Origin of the sequence: Amycolatopsis sp. NPDC001319 (assembly GCF_042896185.1) — a bacterium.
Classification (GTDB): domain Bacteria; phylum Actinomycetota; class Actinomycetes; order Mycobacteriales; family Pseudonocardiaceae; genus Amycolatopsis.
Genome location: NZ_JBIAWY010000003.1, coordinates 108,768 through 127,554 on the forward strand (window position 1 = coordinate 108,768; position 18,787 = coordinate 127,554).

Genomic DNA, 18,787 nt, shown 5'->3' on the forward strand with positions numbered 1-18,787 from the left:
GGGTGCCTCCGGGGCGAATGAGTTGGGGATGAGTCGGCGGATGAGTTTTGCGATTGCGAATGAGCTGTCTCATTCGGCGGATGAGTTGCCTTATCCGGGTCTTGACCAGCGGGAATGAGCTGGGATGAAGCGAATGAGCCGGATGAGTCGACCCCGGGAGGCCGCGTCCGGACCCCGGTTTCGCGGGTGTTAGCGAGGGCCGGGCCGACTCATTCGGCCGTGCGGTACCGCGAACTTTCTCGGTTGCCGTGCGTGCTCACGCTGATGGACACCGGGTGCGAGCGCGGTCATGGTGGCCTCGGTCAGCGTGGGTGAGCGGGCGGGGGAAACGGTGGGGGAAGCGGGACGGTCGGGAAGGATCTGCTTCCTCGGTTCCCCTCGTCGGTTCCCCTGCGATGGCCTGCGGGTTTGTGCGGGGAGGGGAGTGAGGGGAGCGGGGGAATGCGGGCGCGTGGAGCCCGGATTCGGGCGGTTTTCGCGGTGTCTGGGCATGTGGTCGGTGCTCCCCTCGCGGTCGGTGGGTGGGTGGTGCGCGGTATTGGGGTGTGCGCGGTTAGCGCGGTAGCGCGGTAATTGCCTGACCTGCGGTTTTGCGGTGGCCTTTCCTGGCATTACCGCGCTCGGTGCGCGGTAATGCGGAAACCGCGCCAACGTTTGTGCTGGTCAGCGAGTTACCGCGCTACCGCGCTAACCGCGCGGGGGTCAGCCGTCGCGCGGGACTTGCACGGCGGTGACGACTTCGGTAGCGCGTCCCTTCCCGCTGGCGGATGGGCGCTTGTCGACGATCACCCGCCCGGCCTCGATCAGGGTGGCCAGGTTCCGGCGCGCTTCCTCGGTCGCGCCCTTGTGCTTGTGACAGAAGCCGACCCGGATGTCGTCCCGGGTCCGCCCGGTCGCCCCGGCTTCGGCGATCCAGGCCAGCAGCTTCGCGGCGGCCTGGTCGTTGCTCAGCGCGGTGCGTGCCGACGCGATCGAGTAGCGCACGAGCGCGGCGGCGGAGACCAGGTGCCGGGTGTCGATCGCCGTGGCCCCGTCGAGCGCGGTGTGGATCGCCGCGATGCGCAGGCAGTACGGCGCGGCGCGGGAGATGAACTGCTCCACGGCCGGAGCGTCGCCGGTGTCGGTGCCGAACTCGACGTAGAGCCGCCGCCACAGCTCGTTGCCCGCGGTGGTGAACCCGATCGCCCCGAGCTTCCCGCCCTGCTCCAGCCGCTCGGCCAGCTGAGCGCCGATGCCCTTCACCAGCGTGTCGGGCGCGCCCTGCCCACCGGGCAAGAACCGGGTGCGGGACACCATGACCGGCAGGAACCGGTTGTAGGTGCCCCCGGCCAGGTCCGACGCACTGACCTTGGCGCGGAACTCGTCCGGGGTGATGTGCCCGAGGATGCCGACGTGCGACTCCGGAGCCACCCGCGCGGTCACGGCGAGGGTCGAGAGGTCCCCGCCCTCCCACGCCGCGCGCAGCGTGGCGGAGAGGCTGTTGCCGTCACGCTTCATCCGCTCCATCACCCCCGCCCACTCCGCCTCGAACACCACCAACCGCCGGTCCCCGGGCGGCAGCCGGCCACCCGCGCGGCGCTTACCCCGCGCGGCCGGGTCGTCGTCCTCGCTCGACTCGGTCGGGTCGTCGGTGAACATCTGGGCCAGGCCCTCGCCGGAGGTGAGCCCGGACCGCAGGTTGGTGACCATGAAGTCCGGTGCGGCGGCGATGGCCAGGCGTTTCGCGCTGGACCACCCGGCGCCCTTGCGGCCGGAGTTGGTCCGCCCGATCACCAGCGGCCACACCAGCAACGGGTGCAGGTCGTCCCCAGCGCGGACGTGCGGACCCTGCCCGAGGTGGACCCCGGCAACGCACAGCAGAGACGCCAGGACGTTCACCGGGTCGCCCTCGGTGTAGTCGGCCACAGACTCGACCAGGCCCCCGAGGTAGCAGTCGAACACGGCAGGATCGATTGCCGGGAGTGCGGCACGGGACCGGTTGATCTCGGAGACCGTGAACGCTTCCGCCTCCGCCACATCGGACTCGGTGACGGCGGACTCGGGTGCGGACTCGGCCGAGGCGGGGTGTTCGTGAACGGCGTCGCCGGGGGTGTTCGTGACGGCCCGCAGGTGCCGCCCGAAGGCGTCTGGCTGGGTCACTGGTGAACCTCCGCTGTCGTGTGCCCGGACCGTTCGTGAGTCCAGGGCGGGACGGTGTACTCGTGCTGGTCCCGGGCCGTGTACTCGGGTCGGGCTGGGTCGTGGGCCGGGGTGACCGGGTCCGAGTCCGGTCCGGTCCCGGTCCGGTGGGGTCTGGACCCCGGCTGGCGCTTCGGGGTCGGGCGTGGCGCCGGTCAGGCGTCGGGGGTGGCTCCGCTGTCGCGCATCGCGGCTTCGAGTTCGTCGTAGACGGCCAGGCCGACGTAGTCCGCGCCGCCGTCCGGACCGGCGACGAACACGGGCAGGTAGTAGCGGCCGACGCCGTCGGTCAGGACGGCCACGGCCATCTCCATCTCCCGGCCGGCCGGGTCGTCGGTGGGCTTGGGGGCGCGCTGGGGCATCGCGGTATCCCTCCTCGGGATCGAGTGAGTGGCGAGTTCGGCAAGAACCGAGCAGGTTTGGGCGGTCACGCGGCACATGTGCGGTCGGGCAGGGTGGCCGAGCCGTCGCGCGGCGCGGGCACGGCCGCGTTGGCGGTTGCACGCCGGCCGGGCTGCGCGCTGGTCAGGTAGGCGGCCAGATCGTCGGCGGTGACGAACAGCTGCCTGCCGATCCAGTACGTCGGGAAACGGTGCTCACGGCTCGCGCCCCAGAGGGTCCGGTACGGCACACCGAAGCGGGCGGCAGCCTCTTTCAGGGTGAACACGGTGGCGCCCTCGGGCGGCTGGCGACGTCGGGTGGGCGCCAGCTCTGCAAGCCGCGGACGCAGCTGCCGCACTCCCAGGACGCAGCTGGTCTTGGCCGTATCCGCGCGGCGTCCGGTCACCGCGCCCACGGTCTCGTAGGGCAGCCCCTCCAGGTGGTGCAGCTCGACGTCGCGCCGCCGAACCGGGGAAAGGCTGTCGAGGGCGGCCGCCACCTCCGGCGACAGCTCGATCTCGCACTCGTGTTCGTCCTGGCCCCGCAGGATGCGGTCAGCTTCGACCTCAGCGGCTCGCTGCTGCCCGCCCTGCTCCCACAGGTGACGACGCATCACGATCTTGGCCTGCCCGTAGAGCCACGCCCGGAAGCAGCCGCCCTCACGGGGCTGGTATTCCACGATTTCGGTCAGCAGCCACGCGAACAGCTCCTGAACGAGGTCCTCGGCGTAGCTCGCGTCCGGGGCGTTCGAGCGCATCCACAGGAGCAGGCGCCGGTAGTAGAGCCGGTACAGCTCGCCGAACGCCTGCGAGTCTCCGGTCTGGGCCGACAGCACCAGGGTCTGCACTTCGGTGTCGTCGAGGTCTTCCTGTCGCTTCACCGACACAGGCAGCGTGTACCAGGTCATGATCTGTCCCTTTCGGACAAAGTTCGGTACCGGGAGCAGGCATGGCGGTGCCCCGGAACGAATGCGAAACAAGGTGGAATGGCGCAGAAAACGCGCGGGAAAGGCGGTGGTGCGTCAGGTCAGGCGGCGAGACCGAACTCAGCCGCCGCGACCGCCTCCACGTACTCGCGGTGGGTGGCGTGGCGGGCCTGGTCGATCACCTGGGCCAGCCGAATCGCGCTCAGCCCGTGCGGGCCGGTGACCTCGCGCCGCAGCCGCTCGACAGTGCGGTCCAGCCAGGCCAGCCGGTCGAACGGTGTCGCCGACGCGGGCGGCATCGTGGCCAGCAGTTCGCAGAACGCGGCAGGGACGAACAGGCGGTCCGCCATGATCACGCCACCTCCACCACGTTGGCGCTGACCTCGGTGCCCTCGGTGCTGGTGTCGTCGGCCGCCGCCGACTCGCCGACCTCCACGTAGCTGCGGTAAGCCGCCTCGGCGCAGCCGTTCAGGTAGGTATTCACGGCGTGACCGGGGATGCGCAGCGCGCCCTTGCCGGTGCCGATCTTCAGGGCGGCGAGCTGCCCGGACTCGATAGCGCGGTAGATGGTGGCGCGGGAGACGTCGAGCATCTCCGCCAGCTGCTTGACCCGGAAGTACCGGTTACTCTCGACCTGCATCGTTGCTCCCAGAGGTTTCGATGTAGGCCCCGGCCGGTGTTCCAGCACCGCCGGGGCCGTCTGCTGTTCGCTGGGGGTTTGTGCGATCCCTGCGACACGAGAGACGCTACGGATAACAGCATACCTAGGCAAGTCAGACATAGCTGTTATCACCTGAATGGCCTAGCTTGGCTGCCCGCGTAAGCTGTGTGACGTGGACAACTTCGATCCGGACGACCCGCGTGCGTCCTACCAGCTCGTCGCCGACGCGATTGCAGCTCGCATCGCAGATGGCACCTACGCTGTCGGTGCCAAACTGCCGCCACATCAGGAGATCGCTGATCAGTTCGGCGTCTCGGTAGGCACCGTGAAGCGGGCATACTCGCTGCTCCAGGACTCGAAGCTCATCACGACCCGCCAGGGGATGGGCACGTTCGTTCGCCAGCAAGCGCCGGCACCGGAGACGAGAGTCGGTGCGGTCCCTGCGACGTTGGAGGATGTCTTCGCGGTGCTCGCTGATCTCACTGCTCGGCTTGAGGCCGTTGAAAGTCAACTGCGTACCCATGGCTAGTTCCCCAGGTTCCGGAGGAACGTCACCAGGCCGTCGATCGCGTCGCCGGCCACCGCAGCCGCGTTCTTGGCCCAGGTTGCTGTGTCGGCGGGATAGCGCACGACCAGGACCACGAGCGCGATCGCAACGGCTGCACCGATCACCTTCCGGAGTGCGCCGCCGCCGGTCTTCATCCCGGGAATGATGTTCTTCGCCATCGGGTCTCCTTGCGTCCGAACCGTCGCCTCTGGTGGCTCTGGGTTCGCCATCGTGTTGCTGACGTCTCTAGAAAACCCCTGGTCACAGGGCTGCAATAAGGTCGACTTGAGTACCCGCAGTGGGTAAACCCGCGAGTAACATTGGCGTCGGCGGGTCGCTACCGAGGAGGATCGGCATGGCAAGGCAGCGACCAGCGGACTATCTGCCGGCCGAGGTGCTCGCGCGTCCCGATTTCACGGCGGCGTGCGAGGCGCGCGATATCGGCGCGGTACTTCGTCTGGCCAAGCAGTGGGGTGGCGTGGGATTCACCGCGTCGCACCTGGCTAGGCGATGTGAGCTAACCGTTTCACGAGTTCAGGACTACATCAGCGGGCGCGTGCAGGCGCAGCGCATCGAGCTCTTCGAGCGGGTAGCAGACGGCCTACGAATTCCAGGGGCGATGCTCAATCTAGCGCCGCGCCCATGGGAAATTGCGGCCGAGGTAACTGCCGAAGCAACCAAGTCGATTCACGATTCGGATGGAGGCTTTTCGGTGCTGCGCAGGGATTTCATGAGGCTTGGAGCCGGTGTCGCCGCGACAACTCTTGTCGGACTGCCATCCGGGGTTAGCGGAAATAAGATCGGAGACAGCACCGTCGTTGAGCTTCGCGACAATATGGTCAGGCTTCGTCGCTTGGATGACCACCTCGGTGGTGCCGACACGTATCGCCTTTATCTCGCTGAGGTTGAGAAGACCGCGGGTCTGCTCAAGGACGCTAGTTTCGTTGGGGGAGCGCGACGTGAACTTCTAACCCTTTTCGCCGAGCAGGCTCAGCAGGCTGGCTGGGCTGCTTTCGATGCGGGGTGGCACGACCAAGCGCGAGATCTTTACGAGCGGAGCTTTAACGCGGCAAAGGAAGCGGAAAACGCGGGCCTTGCCGGGAATGCACTCGCGTATCGCGCGTACCAACTCACGTCGCAGGGGCAGGACGCGACAGATCTGTCGTCAAAGTCGTTCAAAATTGCCGACAAGGTAGGTGATCCAGCAATTCGATCGTTGCTCTACCAGCGCGGGGCGTGGTCGTTTGCGGTGAGTGGAAATGCCGAAGGTGTCGCGCGCGCACTTGGAGCCGCAGGAGATGCGCTCGCGGATCCGCGCGATGTCGGCCCGGGGCCGGACTGGGCTACGTGGGCGCACAATCAGACTGAGTTGGAGATCATGGCCGGCCGATGTTGGACGGAGCTGGGGCGCCCGCTTCGCGCGGTTCCTGCCCTCGAATCGGCAATGTCCAGGTACGACGACAGCCACGCACGTGACAAGGCGCTTTACCTGTCCTGGCTGGCTGATGCATACCTGGATGCCGGAGAAGTCGAGCATGCTGCTGCGTCGCTCGATCGAGCCTTCGACCTCTCGGCCAACGTGGCATCGGCGCGGCCACAGCAGCGGCTCAGTGCCGTGCTTGAGCGCATGGCGCCACACGCGTCAGTCGGCGCTGTCACCGACCTTGTCTCCCGTCGTGGCGGCAACCCAAGCTAGGTAGGGAGCCAGTCCGGCAGCGAAGGGGACGGCGGTGATCTCGGGGTTGGTCCACTCGTGGTGTTCGACCAGGTGTTGTTCCAGCTCCGGGTACCGGTCCGACGTCGTCTTCAGGAGGACAAGCCATTCCTCGCTCTGGCCGAACTCACCGTGGTGCCAGAAGACGCTGGTGACCGGGCCTAAAACCTGCCCGCCGGCCGCCAGCTGCGATTCCACAGCCCCTCCGGCAAGCTTCGTAGCGGCTTCGCGCGACGGCGCTGCGACCTGGACTTGCCAAACGTCAGTCATGCTCGCGAGGGTACTCACGCAGAGCAGCGTTGCTGGGCCCCTCGTCTTGAACCCCCGACGTCCCGGGGGGCGTATCGGCTGGTCAGGCTGTCGCTTGCCCGTCTCAGTCCCCGTCTCAGTTCATGTCCGTTCATGCTGTCGCCACCGTTGCAGCGGTTGCTCTGACCAGCGCGTTAGCGCCGGATAAACCGTGCTGAACGGTCTTGCCGAGATCTGAAAAGCGGAAGGTCGCCGGTTCGACCCCGGCCCTGGCCACGCTCGAAGAAGCCGTCTTGACTCACGTCAGGGCGGCTTTCTTGTGTCTGAGGGCGGATTTGGCGCGAGTGGCGTCAACGCCGGGGCGACGATCGCGGGGACGCCGCGGTGGAGGCGGCTCGTGCCGCCTCCACGGGACGCGACGTCCCCGATGATCGTGTTACTTGCTGTGTTTCGGTTCGGCCGCCGGTGTCGTGGTGATCACAGCCGTTCGGCGAGGGTTTTCGCCAGCGTGGTGTAGCCGGCGCGGAACCCGTCGTTGCGCGGAGCGGCCAAGGAGAGGTGGGCGACACGGGTCACGCCGTGGCTCGGCTCGATGACCGCGATGTCGGTGCCGTTGCCCTTGCTGAGGCAGTAGATCGCGGCTTCACCGAGCGGCTGCGCCTTGTCGGCGCACTCCTGTTCGGCGACTTGCAGCAGTGTCTTCTGCGCAACCATTGTCGGGGTCTCGGCGATCTCGAGGGCTGCCAGAAGGGAACCGTCGTCGTCGGTGCGGTGGTACTTGCAGGTGTAGACGGTGAGCCCGCCCTGGACTGACGGGATTTGTTCGCTGCTGTCGTAAATGTTCGGGTCGCTGAACGCCTTTGCGATCTCCGCCGAGTCCAGAAACGGACACGCCGCCGTCAGCTTGGCCGGCGACACTGCCGGCACGAACGGCGGCGGGGGAGGGCTGGCGCTCGTGGTGGGCGCAGGACTGCTGCTGGAGGCCGGCGCCGCCACGACGGCTCCGTTGGCACCGGTCGAACATCCTGCGGCAGCCGCCGCCACGAAGGCGGCGGCGATGAATCTTCGAGACAAACGCATGCACCGAATCCTGCCGGACATTCCCGGAATTCCCGCTCGCGGAGATCCACTTGTGATCACTCGGAGTGGCTTGTTCGCCGAATCTTCTTGCTGTGCGTGAAAAACTATGCGGGTTGGAGCGGCGTGCGTTCTTCGAAGCCTGGCTCAGAGAACCGCGCAAGGTGAAGCGCGTCTCCGTGGCGGACGCCGCTGGCAGGATGCCGAACGTGACGCACGAGCTGTGGGACGCGCACGCCGCGGAGTTCGATGAGCAGCCCGATCACGGGTTGCGCGACCCCGTCGTGCGCGAGGCGTGGCGGGAGCTTCTGCTGTCGTTGCTGCCGAAGGCGCCGGCGTCCGTGGTTGATCTGGGATGTGGGACGGGAAGTCTCGCCGTGTTGTTGGCCGAGGCCGGCTATGAGGTGTGTGGGGTGGACCTGTCCCGGCGGATGCTGGCGCTCGCCGAGGAAAAGGCGGCGGCGGCCGGAGTCCAGGTCGAGTTTCGGCATGGCGACGTGGCGGATCCGCCGGCGGGTGCGTACGACGTGGTGCTCAGCCAGCACGTGCTGTGGGCGATGGCCGATCCCGCGGCCGCGGTGGCGCGGTGGGTCGGGCTGCTGAGGCCCGGCGGGCGGCTCGTGCTGATCGAGGGCCGGTGGTCCACCGGGGCCGGGCTGACCGCGGCGGCGTGTCAAGGACACGTGCTGGCTCACCGGCGGGAAGCGGGCGTCGAGAAACTGGACGACCCGGCCTTGTGGGGTGCGGAGATCGAGGATGAGCGGTACGTGGTGACCAGTCGAGCCTGAAGACGCACGACGGTGGCTGCGATCGATCGGGCACAAGTCGAGGCTGCTCGGGGACGTGGTGAATCGGGTGAAGGCCTGCTTCGGCGGATCCGCAAAAAAACTTCGCGCGGCCGTGTCCGGACCACCACGCCGGCTCCGACCACTCGGCGAAAGACACCGTCGAGACCCAAGGAGCACACCGTGAAGTACCTGCTCACCATCAACATGACCCCCGCCCTGTGGGAGAGCCTCCCCGAAAGCGCGAAGCAGGACGTGTACGACGGACACGGCGCCTTCATGAAGAACAACGCCGCCGAGTTCGTCGAGACCAAGGCGCTGGCCGGGCCCGGCGAAAGTGTCACCGTGCGGGTGCGCGAGGGCGAGACGCAGCCCGAGATCGGCCTCATCCACGGCAGCGAGACCTTCCTCTGCGGCTACTACCTCGTCGATGTCCCCACGAAGGACCGGGCGATCGAGCTCGCCGCCGAGGTTCCGGAGGCGAAGCACACCGCGGTGGAGGTGCGGCCGGTCGAGTACGAGGGTTGACCTGCACCGAGGTCGAGGTTGCACGCTGATCACCATGTGGAACATCGACGCCGTGGACGTCAACGCGTACCTCGAGCGGGTCGGGCGCCCGCGTCGGCCACCGTCAGCCGAGGCGCTGCGGGAGTTGACGCGGGCGCACGTCGAGACGATTCCGTTCGAGAACGTGGACGTCGTGCTCGGGCGGCATCGGGGGATCGGGCTGGACGTCGTCAGCGAGAAGCTGATCACGCGGCGAAGAGGCGGGTACTGCTACGAGCAGGCCGGCCTCTTCGCGGCCGTCGCGGAACGGCTGGGGTACGACGTGCAGCGGACGGTTTCGCGGGTGCAGCCCGACCGGGGCGGGCCGTACACGCACATGACGTTGATCGTCACCGTGGAGAACACGCCGTACCTCGTCGACGTCGGGTTCGGGTCAGGGATGCTCGTGCCGATGCCGTTCGAGGACGGCGCGGTGGTGGACCAGGGCGGGTGGCCGCACCGGCTCATCCGCCGGGACGACTGGTGGGTCTTCCAGAAGAAGGACCAGCACGGCTGGGAAGACCTCCACGAGCTCCTCGCGCAGGTCCGCAGCCGGCCCGTGGACTACGAGGTCTACCACCACTACATCTCCACCCACCCGAAGTCGGTGTTCTTCGGGCGGCTGGTCCTCATGCGACTGGAGGACGGCCGGCTGCGCCGCATGATCGGGCGGGAGCTCACCGAGTCCCGGCCCGGGATGACGGACGTGACCAGGACGATCGCGCCCGAAGAGCTGGAGAAGACGTTGGCGGACCTGGACATCGTGCTCACCGACGAAGAACTCGACGCACTGCTGAAGGTCTACTGAGCGAACAGCTCCGCGGCAGGCAGCGGCCGGCCCAGGTGGTACCCCTGGGCCTGGTCGCAGCCGAGCTGACGCAGCAACGCCAGCTCCTCGGCCGTCTCCACCCCCTCGGCCACCACGGTCAAGCCGACCGCGTGCGCCATCGCGATGATGCTCGCGACGATCGCCGCGGCGTCGCGGGAGTCGGCGATGCCGGTGATGAACGAGCGGTCGATCTTCAGCGTGTCCAGCGTCATGCGGCGCAGCTGCGCCAGCGACGAATAGCCCGTGCCGAAGTCGTCGATCGCGAGCAGCACGCCGAGGGAACGCAGTGCTGCCAGTACTTCCGCGGCGGCGACCTCGTCGCGCATCAGCGCGCTCTCCGTCACCTCCAGGCACAACGCGGAAGCCGGGAGGCCCGTCGTCGCCAGTGCGTCGCGCACGGCCGGCACCAGCTGTGGATCTTCCAGCTGGCGCACGGAAAGGTTCACCTTCAGCGACAGGTCCAGACCGCGGGCCGCGCGCAGCGAAGCCACCTCGCGCGTGGTGTCGCGCAGCACGAACTTGCCGATCTCGTTGATCAGCTCGCTTTCCTCGGCCAGCGGGATGAACTCCGCGGGCGAGATCGCGCCGTGGGTGGGGTGCGTCCAGCGCAGCAACGCTTCCACGCCCACCATTTCGCCGGTGTGCAGGTCGACCACGGGCTGGTACGCGGGCCACAGCTGTCCACTGTGGACCGCGTCGCGCAGGTCCTGCTCCATGCGCAGCCGCCGCTGCATTCGCATCCGCAGGGCGACGTCGAAGAACTCGTGCCGCCCGCGGCCGAGCGCTTTTGCTTGGTACATGGCGACATCCGCGTCACGCAGCAGGTCTTCGGCGCTGCGCTGGTCGCCCGCCGCGACGAGGACGATGCCGATGCTCGCGTCCACGTGGAGCTCGCGTCCGTGCACGGAAATGGGCTCCGCCAGCACCGAACGCAGGTGTGCCGCGAGCGAGCGCACCTCGGCGTCGGCTGTGGCCCCGGCCGTGACGACCACGAACTCGTCACCCCCGAAACGGCCCACCACGTCGGCCGCGGCCGTGGCGCGGCGCAGGCGTTCGCCGACGATCCGCAGCACCTGGTCACCGACGGAGTGGCCGAGGGAATCGTTGATGATCTTGAACTTGTCGAGGTCGAGGAACAGCACCGTGGTCGGGTTGACGCGGTCGCGGCGATCGAGCCGGTCGAGCACGAGTGTGCGGTTCGCCAGGCGCGTCAACGGGTCGTGGGTCGCGTCGTGGGCCAGGCGGGCGCTGATGGCGCGCCGTTCGGTGATGTCGGTGAACGACGTGACCACGGAGACGCCGACGGGGTCGTCCGGGTTGAGCAGCCGCGACGTCAGCGCCACCCACACGTCGCGGCCGTCGGCGCGGCGCAGGCGCAGGACGAGGCCGTTCTGCGTGATCCCGGTGCGGCGCGTGGAGATCGACGGCAGCTCGTCCTCGGACAGCCGGTGCCCGGACTCGTCGAAGAGCACGAGCGACGAGCACGGCACGCCGATCAGCTCGTCGGCCGGCACGCCGAGGATGCGGCTCGCGGCGGGGTTCACCGACTCGATCAGGCCTTTCGGGCCCACGACCAGCACACCTTCGTCGAGCGCGGCCACCACCGTGCGGTAGTGCTGCTCCGCTCGGCGGCGCGCGGTCTCGTCAGCGCAGACGAGTACGTGGCCGTCATTCATCTCAGCTGCGGAAACGCGGACCGAGAGCGGAGCCCCTTCGCGATGGTGGTGCGTCTGCTGCACCACGCCTCCCGCGAGCTGGACCGCCACGGGATCGGGATCGGCGCCGAGCAGCTCGCGTGCCGGCCGGCCGGCGGCTTCGGCCGCGGTCCACCCGTACACGGTCTCCGCTGCGGGGTTCCAGCTCGTGACGATGCCGTCCGCGGTCACCGCGATGATCGCGTCGCTCACCTGCGACACCAGCGCGGCCTGAGTGGCGGCGGCCCGGAGCCCGGCGACGTCGCGGATCACGACCTGGATCGCCGACGCGGCCTCGTCGCCGGTGCGCAGCGACACCGTCTCCACGGCGAACGTGCTGCCGTCGACTCGTTTCACGACCGTTTCGACCGGTTCGGCCGCAGGCTCCTCGGCGCGGTCCCGTTCGGCCACCACGAAGTCGGTGACCGGCCGGCCCACGACCTCGGCCGTCGACCGGGCGCCGAAGAGATCGAGCGCCGCGGGGTTGGCGTAGGTGATCACGCCGCTTTCGTGCACGCAGGTGGCGTCGGCGCTCAGCTCCACGAGCCGCCGGTAGCGTTCGGCCAGCTCCGCGAGCTGCGCCTTGGCTAGGGCGTCGGCCTCCATAGTGCGTCCGGTCCCCCTGTGTCGGCGTGTGGCCCGTCGATTACACCACCAAGGGATCAGTCGTGTATATGCGCCGGGGAACCTTCGTATATCACGTGCCGCCGGGCCCCGGCTCCGCGAATTCCCTCGGTGTCGCGCCCCTCGGACGCCGGTTCACGGAGTCGCGAAGCCGTGGGCCCCAGTAGAAGAGGCCGAAGTGCGCCGCGCACGCGTGGCCGAGCACGGTGACCACGGAATCGAGGCTGCCGGGCGAATCGGACACCCAGACCACGGCGATGAACAGCTCCATCACCACGAGAACCGCGATGCGCAGCCGGCCGCGCAGCAGGAACACGAGCGCGCCCGCCGTGGTGAAGAAGCCGTAGCTCACGCCGATGTCGAGCCAGCGGCTCGCGGTCGTCGGCAGTACGCCGCCGCTGATCAGCAGCATCACGGGCACTTCCGTGGCGAGCGTGGCCAGCACGTGGCCGCTGAAGAAGACGATCGCCGTGCGGCCGGGCCCGAACCGGCGTTCGAGCGGGGCGAGCGCGATGGTGAAGATGATCGCGTAGGCGAGCCAGCCGCCGTCTTCGAGCCACAGCGCGCTGCTGAGCAGGGAGACCAGCGGGCGGCGCCAGAGGTTGTGGGCGTCGGTGCTCGAGAGCTGCAACAGCTTGGCCGTGACGACCGGGTCGGCGAAGCGCAGCACGAGCGTGGTGCCGAGCAGGACGATGAGGTAACCGAACGTGAACGGTGTCGACCGCGGGGTCGGCAGCGCCCGCGCGAAGCTGCGGCCCACTGCTCGCCAGGTCAGCGTCACCCGGGTGGGCGCGGCCTCGCCGACGAGCCGGTGGGTCCACCAGTCTCGGAGGGTGACCGGCTGTCGGGCTCGCAGCAGCATTACTCCAGGCTCTCCGGGCATCCTGGGAGTTTCGCTAAGGGCAGCTGTGAAACCGCTGTGATTCTCACCCGCTAGAGTGACGCACACTGCGTAGAACTTTCTGTCATTATTCACCCGTTCGGTGGCCTGGTGCGGTATGAATGGCCCACTCCTGGTGAAAGGCCCGCTGGTGGACGAAGAGGTTTCGGTCGCCGAGCTACTCGTGCGCGAAGGTTGGGGCGAACGTCTGCCGCCGCCTTCGCGCTCGCGTTGGCGCATGGTCGCCGTGATGGTGGCGGTGGTCGTCGGGTGTGGCGCCGCGGCGATCCTGGTGTCGTTCGGCACGACGGCGAACGACGAGGCCACGCGCCTCACCGAGATGAAGGTCATCGAGATGCCCGACCGCACCGACGGTGCGGGTGGCGTCTCGGAGTCGAACCCGCCGCCGGCCACGATCGCGGGGTCCGGGCAGGGCCACGACTCGACCTCTTCGAGCGACGACGAGACCACCGAGGCCAGCGCCCCGAAGATCACGTCGATCATCGACCCGCTCAACCCGCGCGGCGGTGGTGAGCCCGGCACGACGTCGAGCAGCAACTCCGGCACCGCGACCAGCGGATCCGACTCGCCGACCTCGCCGACGGGCACCGCGCCCGGTTCGGGTGGCATCTCGTCGGACAACCAGCCTCCGCCGCCTCCGCCCCCGACGACTACGACGAAGACCAACCGGCCGTGTGTGCTGGGCATTCTCTGCATCTGAGTTCGGCTGCTGTTAACCGACATCACCAGTCTTGACCAGTCCTGACCGGGCATGATCACGGCGTGGTGAAGGTCAAGACCAGGCCCGGCCTGCGGACGTGGCTGCTCGAAGGCGAGCACAAACGCGCCGAGCAGCTGAAGGGCGGCAAGCGGGAGACCGCGAAGGAAGCCGAACACCCGTGGTGGAAGGTCATGTGCCTCACGGGTGTCGACTACTTCTCCACCCTCGGCTACCAGCCCGGCATCGCCGCGCTCGCCGCCGGCGTGCTGTCACCGTTGGCGACGGTCGTGCTCGTGATTCTCACGCTCTGTGGTGCGTTGCCGATCTACCGCCGCGTCGCGCGAGAAAGCCCCCACGGGCAGGGCTCGATCGCGATGCTGGAGAAGCTCCTGTCGTGGTGGAGCGGCAAGCTGCTCGTGCTGGTGCTGCTGGGTTTCGTGGCCACCGACTTCGTCATCACCATCACGCTCTCGGCCGCCGACGCCACCGCGCACGTGGTCGAGAACCCCTTCGCCCCGTCCGCCCTGCACAACGGCCAGCTGTGGATCACGCTCGTGCTGATCGCGTTGCTCGGCGCGGTGTTCCTCAAGGGGTTCGCCGAGGCGATCGGCGTCGCGGTGGTGCTGGTGGGCGTGTACCTGGCGCTGAACGTGGTCGTGGTCGCCACCGCCGTCGAGCACGTGGTGACGAGCCCGAAACTGGTGGTCGACTGGCAGAACCTGCTGGTGGCTCAGCACCCCAATCCGTGGCTGATGGTGGGCGTGGCGTTGGTCGTGTTCCCGAAGCTGGCGCTGGGCCTGTCCGGCTTCGAGACGGGTGTTTCGGTGATGCCGCTGGTGAAGGGCAAGCCGGGCGACACCGAACCGGAGCCGGAAGGCCGTATCCGCAACACGCGCCGGCTGCTGCTCACCGCGGCGCTGACGATGAGCGCGTTCCTGATCACGTCGAGCTTCGCCACCACGGTGCTGATCCCGCAGCAGGAGTTCCAGCCCGGCGGCGCGGCCAACGGTCGTGCGCTCGCGTTCCTCGCGCACCAGTACCTCGGCGACGTCTTCGGCACGGTCTACGACGTCAGCACGATCGCGATCCTGTGGTTCGCCGGCGCGTCGGCGATGGCGGGGCTGCTGAACATCGTGCCGCGTTACCTCCCACGCTACGGCATGGCTCCCGACTGGGCCCGCGCGACGCGGCCGCTGGTGATCGTGGTGGCGCTCATCGCGTTCGTGATCACGCTGATCTTCGACGCCAACGTGGAGGAACAGGGCGGTGCGTACGCGACGGGCGTGCTGGTGCTGATCTCCTCGGCCGCCGTGGCGGTGACGCTGTCGGCCCGCCGGCGCCGGCAGCGGCGGGCGTTCGTGGCGTACCTGGTGATCACGCTCGTGTTCCTCTACACGACCATCGCCAACGTGATCGAGCGTCCGGACGGCGTGAAGATCGCGGCGTTCTTCATCGTCGCCATCGTGCTGACGTCGATGATCTCGCGCGCGACGCGGTCGCTGGAGCTGCGCGTGGAGGAGGTCGACTTCGACGCGGCGGCCCAGCGGATCCTCGACAAGGCCGTGCGCGCGGGCGAAATCCGCATCATCGCCAACGAACCGGACGCCCGCGACGAGGCCGAGTACCGCGACAAGGAACGCGAAGCCCGCGAGGACAACCACATCCCGACCGACTGCGCGATCCTCTTCCTCGAGGTGACGATCTCCGACGCGTCCGACTTCGAAACCACGCTGCGCGTCCACGGCGAAAAGCGCGCGGGCTACCGGATCCTGCGCATGAAGAGCCCGTCGATCGCCAACGCCATCGCCGCCGTGCTGCTGCACATCCGCGACGAAACCGGGAAACAGCCCCACATCTACTTCGCCTGGACCGAGGGCAACCCCTTCAAGTTCATCATCCGCTACCTCATCTTCGGCGACGGCGACATCGCCCCCGTGACGCGGGAAGTCTTGCGGCGCGCGGAACCCGATCCGCACCGGCGGCCGCTCGTGCACGTGGGTTAGCTGTCGTCGTCCGGCATCAACGGCCGCATGAAGGTGCGGCGGTGCCGCACGACGCAGCCGGACTCGTCGCGGATGCGGTCGGCCGCGATGAAGTCGGGGTCGACGCCGAAGAGCGCGCGGTACTGCTCGTACGCGGCGAGGCTTTCGAAGCTGAACAACGCCCTGGCCTCGTCACTCGCCCCTTCTGCGGGCAGGAAGTAGCCGTGGTGCACGCCGCCTTCGCGGGTGACCAGGCGCATCCACGCCTGGGCGAACCGTTCGAACTCGGTGATCTTCGCGGGATCGATGACGTAGTCGACCACGCAGGTGATCACCGGCCCCACACCCGTTCCGCGGTCGAGACGATGAGCTCCAGCTTGCGCAGCTGGTCGTCCGTGGTGAGCTCGTTGCCTTCCTCAGTCGACGAGAAACCGCACTGCGGCGAGAGGCAGAGCTGGCCGATGTCGACGAACCGCGAAGCCTCCTCGATACGGCGCACCAACGTGTCCGCGTCTTCGAGCTCCGGCCGTTTCGTGGTCACCAAACCGAGCACCACGCGCTTGCCCGGCGGCACGAACCGCAGCGGCTCGAAGCCGCCGGAGCGTTCGTCGTCGAACTCCAGGAAGAAGCCGTCGACGCCGAGCTCGCCGAACAGCGCCTCGGCCACGAACTCGTAGCTGCCCGAAGCCGCCCACGACGAGCGGAAGTTGCCGCGGCACAGGTGGGTCGTCACGCTCATGCCCTCGGTCCGGCCGCGCAGCGCCGCGTTGATCTGCTGGATGTTGCGCAGGTGCAGGGTGTCCGGGTCACCGCCCATGCGCGCGACGAGCTCGCGCTGCGCCGGGTCGTTGAGGTACGCGAGGCTGGTGTCGTCGAGCTGCAGGTACGTGCAGCCGAGCTCGCCCATCGCCGTCAGCTGCGCCGCGTACGCCGTGGCCAGGTCGGCGAAGAACTCCTCCAGGTCCGGGTACACGGTCTCACTCACCGCCGCCCGGCCGCCGCGGTAGTAGATCATGCTCGGCGACGGGATGGTGAGCTTCGGGGTGATGCCGGCGTCCACGTGGGACTTGAGGAACGCGAAGTGCTCGGCGAAGATCGGCTGGTCCAGCCGCACGCGGCCGTCGACCTGCAGGCCGGGCGGGCTGAACTCGAGGTCGCCGGCGAGGTTGTGGAACTTCACGTGCAGGCGCTCGTCGCTCTGCGAGATGCCGCCGAGTGAGTAGATGAAGTCCATGTGCCAGGACGCGCGGCGGAACTCGCCGTCGGTGGCCGAGGACAGGCCGGCGACCTTCTGCATCTTGATCACGTCGCGGATCGCGTCGTCTTCGACGGCCTTCAGCTGTTCGGCGGTGATCTCACCCGCGGCGTGGCGGCGGCGGGCGTCGCGCAGAACCGGCGGCCGCAGCAGGCTCCCGACGTGGTCGGCGCGGAAGGGGGGACGCGGAGTCATCCTCGCATCGTCACACACAAACCGGCGGTATGCGTCGTGAGAAGATGCGCGATCGGATCCGCGTGAAAGGGCTGCCCCCATGACCAAACACCCGGTCGACCAAGGCCTCCCCGCAGGGCGGCTGCTCCTGCTCGGCCTGCAGCACATGGCGATCATGTACACGGGGTCGGTCGCTGTGCCGCTGATCGTCGGCAGCGCGCTGAAGCTCGACGCGGCGACGATCGCGTTGCTGGTCAACGCCGACCTCTTCGTGGCCGGGATCGCCACGCTGGTCCAGTCCATCGGCATCGGCAAGCTCATCGGCGTGCGGCTGCCGGTGGTCGCGGGCGCGACGTTCACCGTGGTCAACCCGATGATCCTGATCGCCTCGCAGTACGGCCTCACCGCGGTGTACGGCTCGATGATCGCCTCGGGCGTGTTCGGGCTCCTGCTGGCACGGCCGTTCGCGAAGATGATCCGGTTCTTCCCACCGCTGGTCTCGGGCACGTTGCTGCTGGTCATCGGCATCTCGCTGCTCGGCCCGGGCGCGGCGATGATCGCCGGCCACGACACGGAGGCCCCCGACTACGCGACCCCGTCGCACCTCGGCATCGCCCTCGGCGTGGTGGCGCTGATCGTGCTGCTGACCCGGGTACTGCGCGGGTTCGTCGCGCAGATCGCGCCGCTGGTGGCGCTCGCCGTCGGGCTCATCGTGGCGATTCCCCTTGGCCTGACGCAGTTCGGCGGAGTCGGGCAGGCGAGCTGGTTCGGGCTCGCGTCCCCGCTGCACTTCGGCGCGCCGACGTTCCCGATCGCCGCCGTGCTGTCGATGTGCGTGGTCATGCTGGTGACGTTCACCGAGTCCACCGCCGACATGATCGCCGTCGGCGAGATCACGGGCCGCCCGGCCACCGACGCCGACGTCGCCCGCGGCCTCGCCACCGACGGCCTGTCCGCCATCCTCGGCGGCTTCATGAACTCCTTCCCCGACACCGCGTTCGCCCAGAACGTCGGCCTCGTCCAGATGACCCGCGTGCGCAGCCGGTGGGTCGTCGCCGTGACAGGCGGCCTGCTCGTGCTGATGGGCCTCGTGCCGAAGGTCGGCGCGGCCATCGCCTCGATCCCCGAACCGGTCGTCGGCGGCGTCGCGGTGATCATGTTCGCGATGGTGGCCGCGGTGGGCGTGCAGAACCTCAAGAAGGTCGAGTTCACGGGCAACCACAACACGTTCATCGTCGCGGTGTCCCTCGGCGTCGGCCTCCTGCCCGCCTTCGCCACCGACCGCTTCGGCACGTCCATCTTCTTCCAGCACTTCCCCGCGTGGCTCCAGACCATCTGCGGCAGCCCGATCACGCTGACGTCGATCCTGGCGTTCCTGCTGAACCTCCTCTTCAACCACCTGGGGGCGAGGAAGGATCCGGACCTGCTGGCGGCACCGTAGGGGTGCTTGACGGTGCCGCCGGCATCGCCGCGGTCGCACCGAAGGCAGCGGCGTCGATGCGCTGGGACGAGATGGCGGCGCGTTCGTCCGGATGGGTGGGCGGCGTCGCGGGGTTGCGAATGGA

20 protein-coding genes are annotated in these 18,787 nt (G+C 68.4%); 8 read left to right on the forward strand and 12 right to left on the reverse strand.

All coding sequences use genetic code 11. The features are described 5' to 3' along the window. Window positions 1–702 precede the first annotated feature (702 nt). The 5 genes from ACFY1H_RS10910 to ACFY1H_RS10930 form a co-directional block, all read right to left on the reverse strand. Window positions 703–2,139 (reverse strand): DUF3987 domain-containing protein, encoded by a 1,437-nt coding sequence (locus ACFY1H_RS10910; protein WP_386946092.1) that lies wholly within the window; start codon window positions 2,137–2,139, stop codon window positions 703–705. Window positions 2,140–2,333: 194 nt separating this feature from the next. Continuing rightward, window positions 2,334–2,540: a hypothetical protein gene (locus tag ACFY1H_RS10915; RefSeq protein ID WP_386946094.1), complete on the reverse strand. Its 207-nt coding sequence runs from the start codon at window positions 2,538–2,540 to the stop codon at window positions 2,334–2,336. A 65-nt stretch (window positions 2,541–2,605) separates the two neighbouring features. After that, entirely contained in the window at window positions 2,606–3,466 is an 861-nt protein-coding gene (locus ACFY1H_RS10920; RefSeq protein ID WP_386946096.1) for a sigma-70 family RNA polymerase sigma factor, read from the reverse strand. Between the two features lie 119 nt (window positions 3,467–3,585). Next, window positions 3,586–3,834, reverse strand: coding sequence for a hypothetical protein (locus ACFY1H_RS10925; RefSeq protein WP_386946097.1), 249 nt, complete (start codon window positions 3,832–3,834; stop codon window positions 3,586–3,588). A gap of 2 nt (window positions 3,835–3,836) precedes the next feature. After that, on the reverse strand, window positions 3,837–4,124 hold the full coding sequence (locus tag ACFY1H_RS10930; RefSeq protein ID WP_386946099.1) for a helix-turn-helix transcriptional regulator: 288 nt from the start codon (window positions 4,122–4,124) through the stop codon (window positions 3,837–3,839). A 193-nt stretch (window positions 4,125–4,317) separates the two neighbouring features. Between ACFY1H_RS10930 and ACFY1H_RS10935 the strand changes: the two genes are divergently transcribed. Beyond that, window positions 4,318–4,674, forward strand: coding sequence for a GntR family transcriptional regulator (locus ACFY1H_RS10935; RefSeq protein ID WP_386946101.1), 357 nt, complete (start codon window positions 4,318–4,320; stop codon window positions 4,672–4,674). On the opposite strand, the gene ACFY1H_RS10940 is transcribed toward ACFY1H_RS10935, so the two are convergent. Further along, window positions 4,671–4,871, reverse strand: a complete 201-nt coding sequence (locus ACFY1H_RS10940; protein WP_386946103.1) for a hypothetical protein — start codon at window positions 4,869–4,871, stop codon at window positions 4,671–4,673. The two genes, ACFY1H_RS10935 and ACFY1H_RS10940, sit on opposite strands and share 4 nt — an antisense overlap. 176 nt (window positions 4,872–5,047) lie before the next feature. Between ACFY1H_RS10940 and ACFY1H_RS10945 the strand changes: the two genes are divergently transcribed. Continuing rightward, entirely contained in the window at window positions 5,048–6,388 is a 1,341-nt protein-coding gene (locus tag ACFY1H_RS10945; protein WP_386946105.1) for a hypothetical protein, read from the forward strand. Here the strand turns inward: ACFY1H_RS10945 and cutA are convergent. Together cutA and ACFY1H_RS10955 are read right to left on the reverse strand one after the other, a co-directional pair. Next, on the reverse strand, window positions 6,335–6,676 hold the full coding sequence (cutA, locus tag ACFY1H_RS10950) for a divalent-cation tolerance protein CutA (protein ID WP_386946107.1): 342 nt from the start codon (window positions 6,674–6,676) through the stop codon (window positions 6,335–6,337). The genes ACFY1H_RS10945 and cutA overlap by 54 nt on opposite strands. A gap of 456 nt (window positions 6,677–7,132) precedes the next feature. Then, window positions 7,133–7,651, reverse strand: a complete 519-nt coding sequence (locus ACFY1H_RS10955; protein ID WP_386946109.1) for a hypothetical protein — start codon at window positions 7,649–7,651, stop codon at window positions 7,133–7,135. 149 nt (window positions 7,652–7,800) lie between these two features. Here ACFY1H_RS10955 and ACFY1H_RS10960 point away from each other — a divergent pair, with 149 nt between their 5' ends. The 3 genes from ACFY1H_RS10960 (at window position 7,801) to ACFY1H_RS10970 (ending at window position 9,871) form a co-directional block, all read left to right on the forward strand. Beyond that, window positions 7,801–8,520 (forward strand): class I SAM-dependent methyltransferase, encoded by a 720-nt coding sequence (locus tag ACFY1H_RS10960; protein ID WP_386946111.1) that lies wholly within the window; start codon window positions 7,801–7,803, stop codon window positions 8,518–8,520. A gap of 180 nt (window positions 8,521–8,700) precedes the next feature. After that, window positions 8,701–9,045, forward strand: coding sequence for a YciI family protein (locus ACFY1H_RS10965; RefSeq protein ID WP_366577659.1), 345 nt, complete (start codon window positions 8,701–8,703; stop codon window positions 9,043–9,045). A 34-nt stretch (window positions 9,046–9,079) separates the two neighbouring features. Then, entirely contained in the window at window positions 9,080–9,871 is a 792-nt protein-coding gene (locus tag ACFY1H_RS10970) for an arylamine N-acetyltransferase (protein WP_386946113.1), read from the forward strand. Here ACFY1H_RS10970 and ACFY1H_RS10975 read toward each other — a convergent pair. Both ACFY1H_RS10975 and ACFY1H_RS10980 read right to left on the reverse strand, forming a co-directional pair. After that, a complete protein-coding gene (locus ACFY1H_RS10975) occupies window positions 9,865–12,192 on the reverse strand; it encodes an EAL domain-containing protein (RefSeq protein ID WP_386946115.1) in 2,328 nt (775 codons plus the stop codon). The genes ACFY1H_RS10970 and ACFY1H_RS10975 overlap by 7 nt on opposite strands. Window positions 12,193–12,283: 91 nt before the next feature. Next, window positions 12,284–13,072: a rhomboid-like protein gene (locus ACFY1H_RS10980; RefSeq protein WP_386946117.1), complete on the reverse strand. Its 789-nt coding sequence runs from the start codon at window positions 13,070–13,072 to the stop codon at window positions 12,284–12,286. A 136-nt stretch (window positions 13,073–13,208) separates the two neighbouring features. Between ACFY1H_RS10980 and ACFY1H_RS10985 the strand changes: the two genes are divergently transcribed. Continuing rightward, complete coding sequence (locus ACFY1H_RS10985) at window positions 13,209–13,811, forward strand: hypothetical protein (protein ID WP_386946119.1); 603 nt, start codon at window positions 13,209–13,211, stop codon at window positions 13,809–13,811. A gap of 62 nt (window positions 13,812–13,873) precedes the next feature. Then, window positions 13,874–15,814 carry an amino acid transporter gene (locus ACFY1H_RS10990; RefSeq protein WP_386946121.1) on the forward strand — a complete coding sequence of 647 codons (1,941 nt, stop codon included), beginning with the start codon at window positions 13,874–13,876 and terminating at the stop codon, window positions 15,812–15,814. Here the strand turns inward: ACFY1H_RS10990 and ACFY1H_RS10995 are convergent. Further along, window positions 15,811–16,128, reverse strand: a complete 318-nt coding sequence (locus tag ACFY1H_RS10995; RefSeq protein ID WP_366577670.1) for an NIPSNAP family protein — start codon at window positions 16,126–16,128, stop codon at window positions 15,811–15,813. The genes ACFY1H_RS10990 and ACFY1H_RS10995 overlap by 4 nt on opposite strands. Next, window positions 16,125–17,243, reverse strand: a complete 1,119-nt coding sequence (locus tag ACFY1H_RS11000) for a 5-methyltetrahydropteroyltriglutamate--homocysteine S-methyltransferase (protein ID WP_386946123.1) — start codon at window positions 17,241–17,243, stop codon at window positions 16,125–16,127. Before ACFY1H_RS11000 ends, ACFY1H_RS10995 begins: the two co-directional genes overlap by 4 nt. Window positions 17,244–17,322: 79 nt before the next feature. Here ACFY1H_RS11000 and ACFY1H_RS11005 point away from each other — a divergent pair, with 79 nt between their 5' ends. Then, window positions 17,323–18,663, forward strand: coding sequence for a nucleobase:cation symporter-2 family protein (locus ACFY1H_RS11005; protein ID WP_386946125.1), 1,341 nt, complete (start codon window positions 17,323–17,325; stop codon window positions 18,661–18,663). Window positions 18,664–18,787 lie beyond the last annotated feature (124 nt).

What these genes read in the sequence shown, in the direction of transcription:
- ACFY1H_RS10940 (WP_386946103.1), bottom strand. Translation starts at nt 4,871, where the DNA reads ATGGCGAAGAACATCATTCCCGGGATGAAGACCGGCGGCGGCGCACTC.
- ACFY1H_RS10925 (WP_386946097.1), bottom strand. Translation starts at nt 3,834, where the DNA reads ATGGCGGACCGCCTGTTCGTCCCTGCCGCGTTCTGCGAACTGCTGGCC.
- ACFY1H_RS11000 (WP_386946123.1), bottom strand. Translation starts at nt 17,243, where the DNA reads ATGACTCCGCGTCCCCCCTTCCGCGCCGACCACGTCGGGAGCCTGCTG.
- ACFY1H_RS10930 (WP_386946099.1), bottom strand. Translation starts at nt 4,124, where the DNA reads ATGCAGGTCGAGAGTAACCGGTACTTCCGGGTCAAGCAGCTGGCGGAG.
- ACFY1H_RS10980 (WP_386946117.1), bottom strand. Translation starts at nt 13,072, where the DNA reads ATGCTGCTGCGAGCCCGACAGCCGGTCACCCTCCGAGACTGGTGGACC.
- ACFY1H_RS10915 (WP_386946094.1), bottom strand. Translation starts at nt 2,540, where the DNA reads ATGCCCCAGCGCGCCCCCAAGCCCACCGACGACCCGGCCGGCCGGGAG.
- ACFY1H_RS10975 (WP_386946115.1), bottom strand. Translation starts at nt 12,192, where the DNA reads ATGGAGGCCGACGCCCTAGCCAAGGCGCAGCTCGCGGAGCTGGCCGAA.
- ACFY1H_RS10970 (WP_386946113.1), top strand. Translation starts at nt 9,080, where the DNA reads ATGTGGAACATCGACGCCGTGGACGTCAACGCGTACCTCGAGCGGGTC.
- ACFY1H_RS10945 (WP_386946105.1), top strand. Translation starts at nt 5,048, where the DNA reads ATGGCAAGGCAGCGACCAGCGGACTATCTGCCGGCCGAGGTGCTCGCG.
- ACFY1H_RS10985 (WP_386946119.1), top strand. Translation starts at nt 13,209, where the DNA reads ATGAATGGCCCACTCCTGGTGAAAGGCCCGCTGGTGGACGAAGAGGTT.
- ACFY1H_RS10920 (WP_386946096.1), bottom strand. Translation starts at nt 3,466, where the DNA reads ATGACCTGGTACACGCTGCCTGTGTCGGTGAAGCGACAGGAAGACCTC.
- ACFY1H_RS11005 (WP_386946125.1), top strand. Translation starts at nt 17,323, where the DNA reads ATGACCAAACACCCGGTCGACCAAGGCCTCCCCGCAGGGCGGCTGCTC.
- cutA (WP_386946107.1), bottom strand. Translation starts at nt 6,676, where the DNA reads ATGACTGACGTTTGGCAAGTCCAGGTCGCAGCGCCGTCGCGCGAAGCC.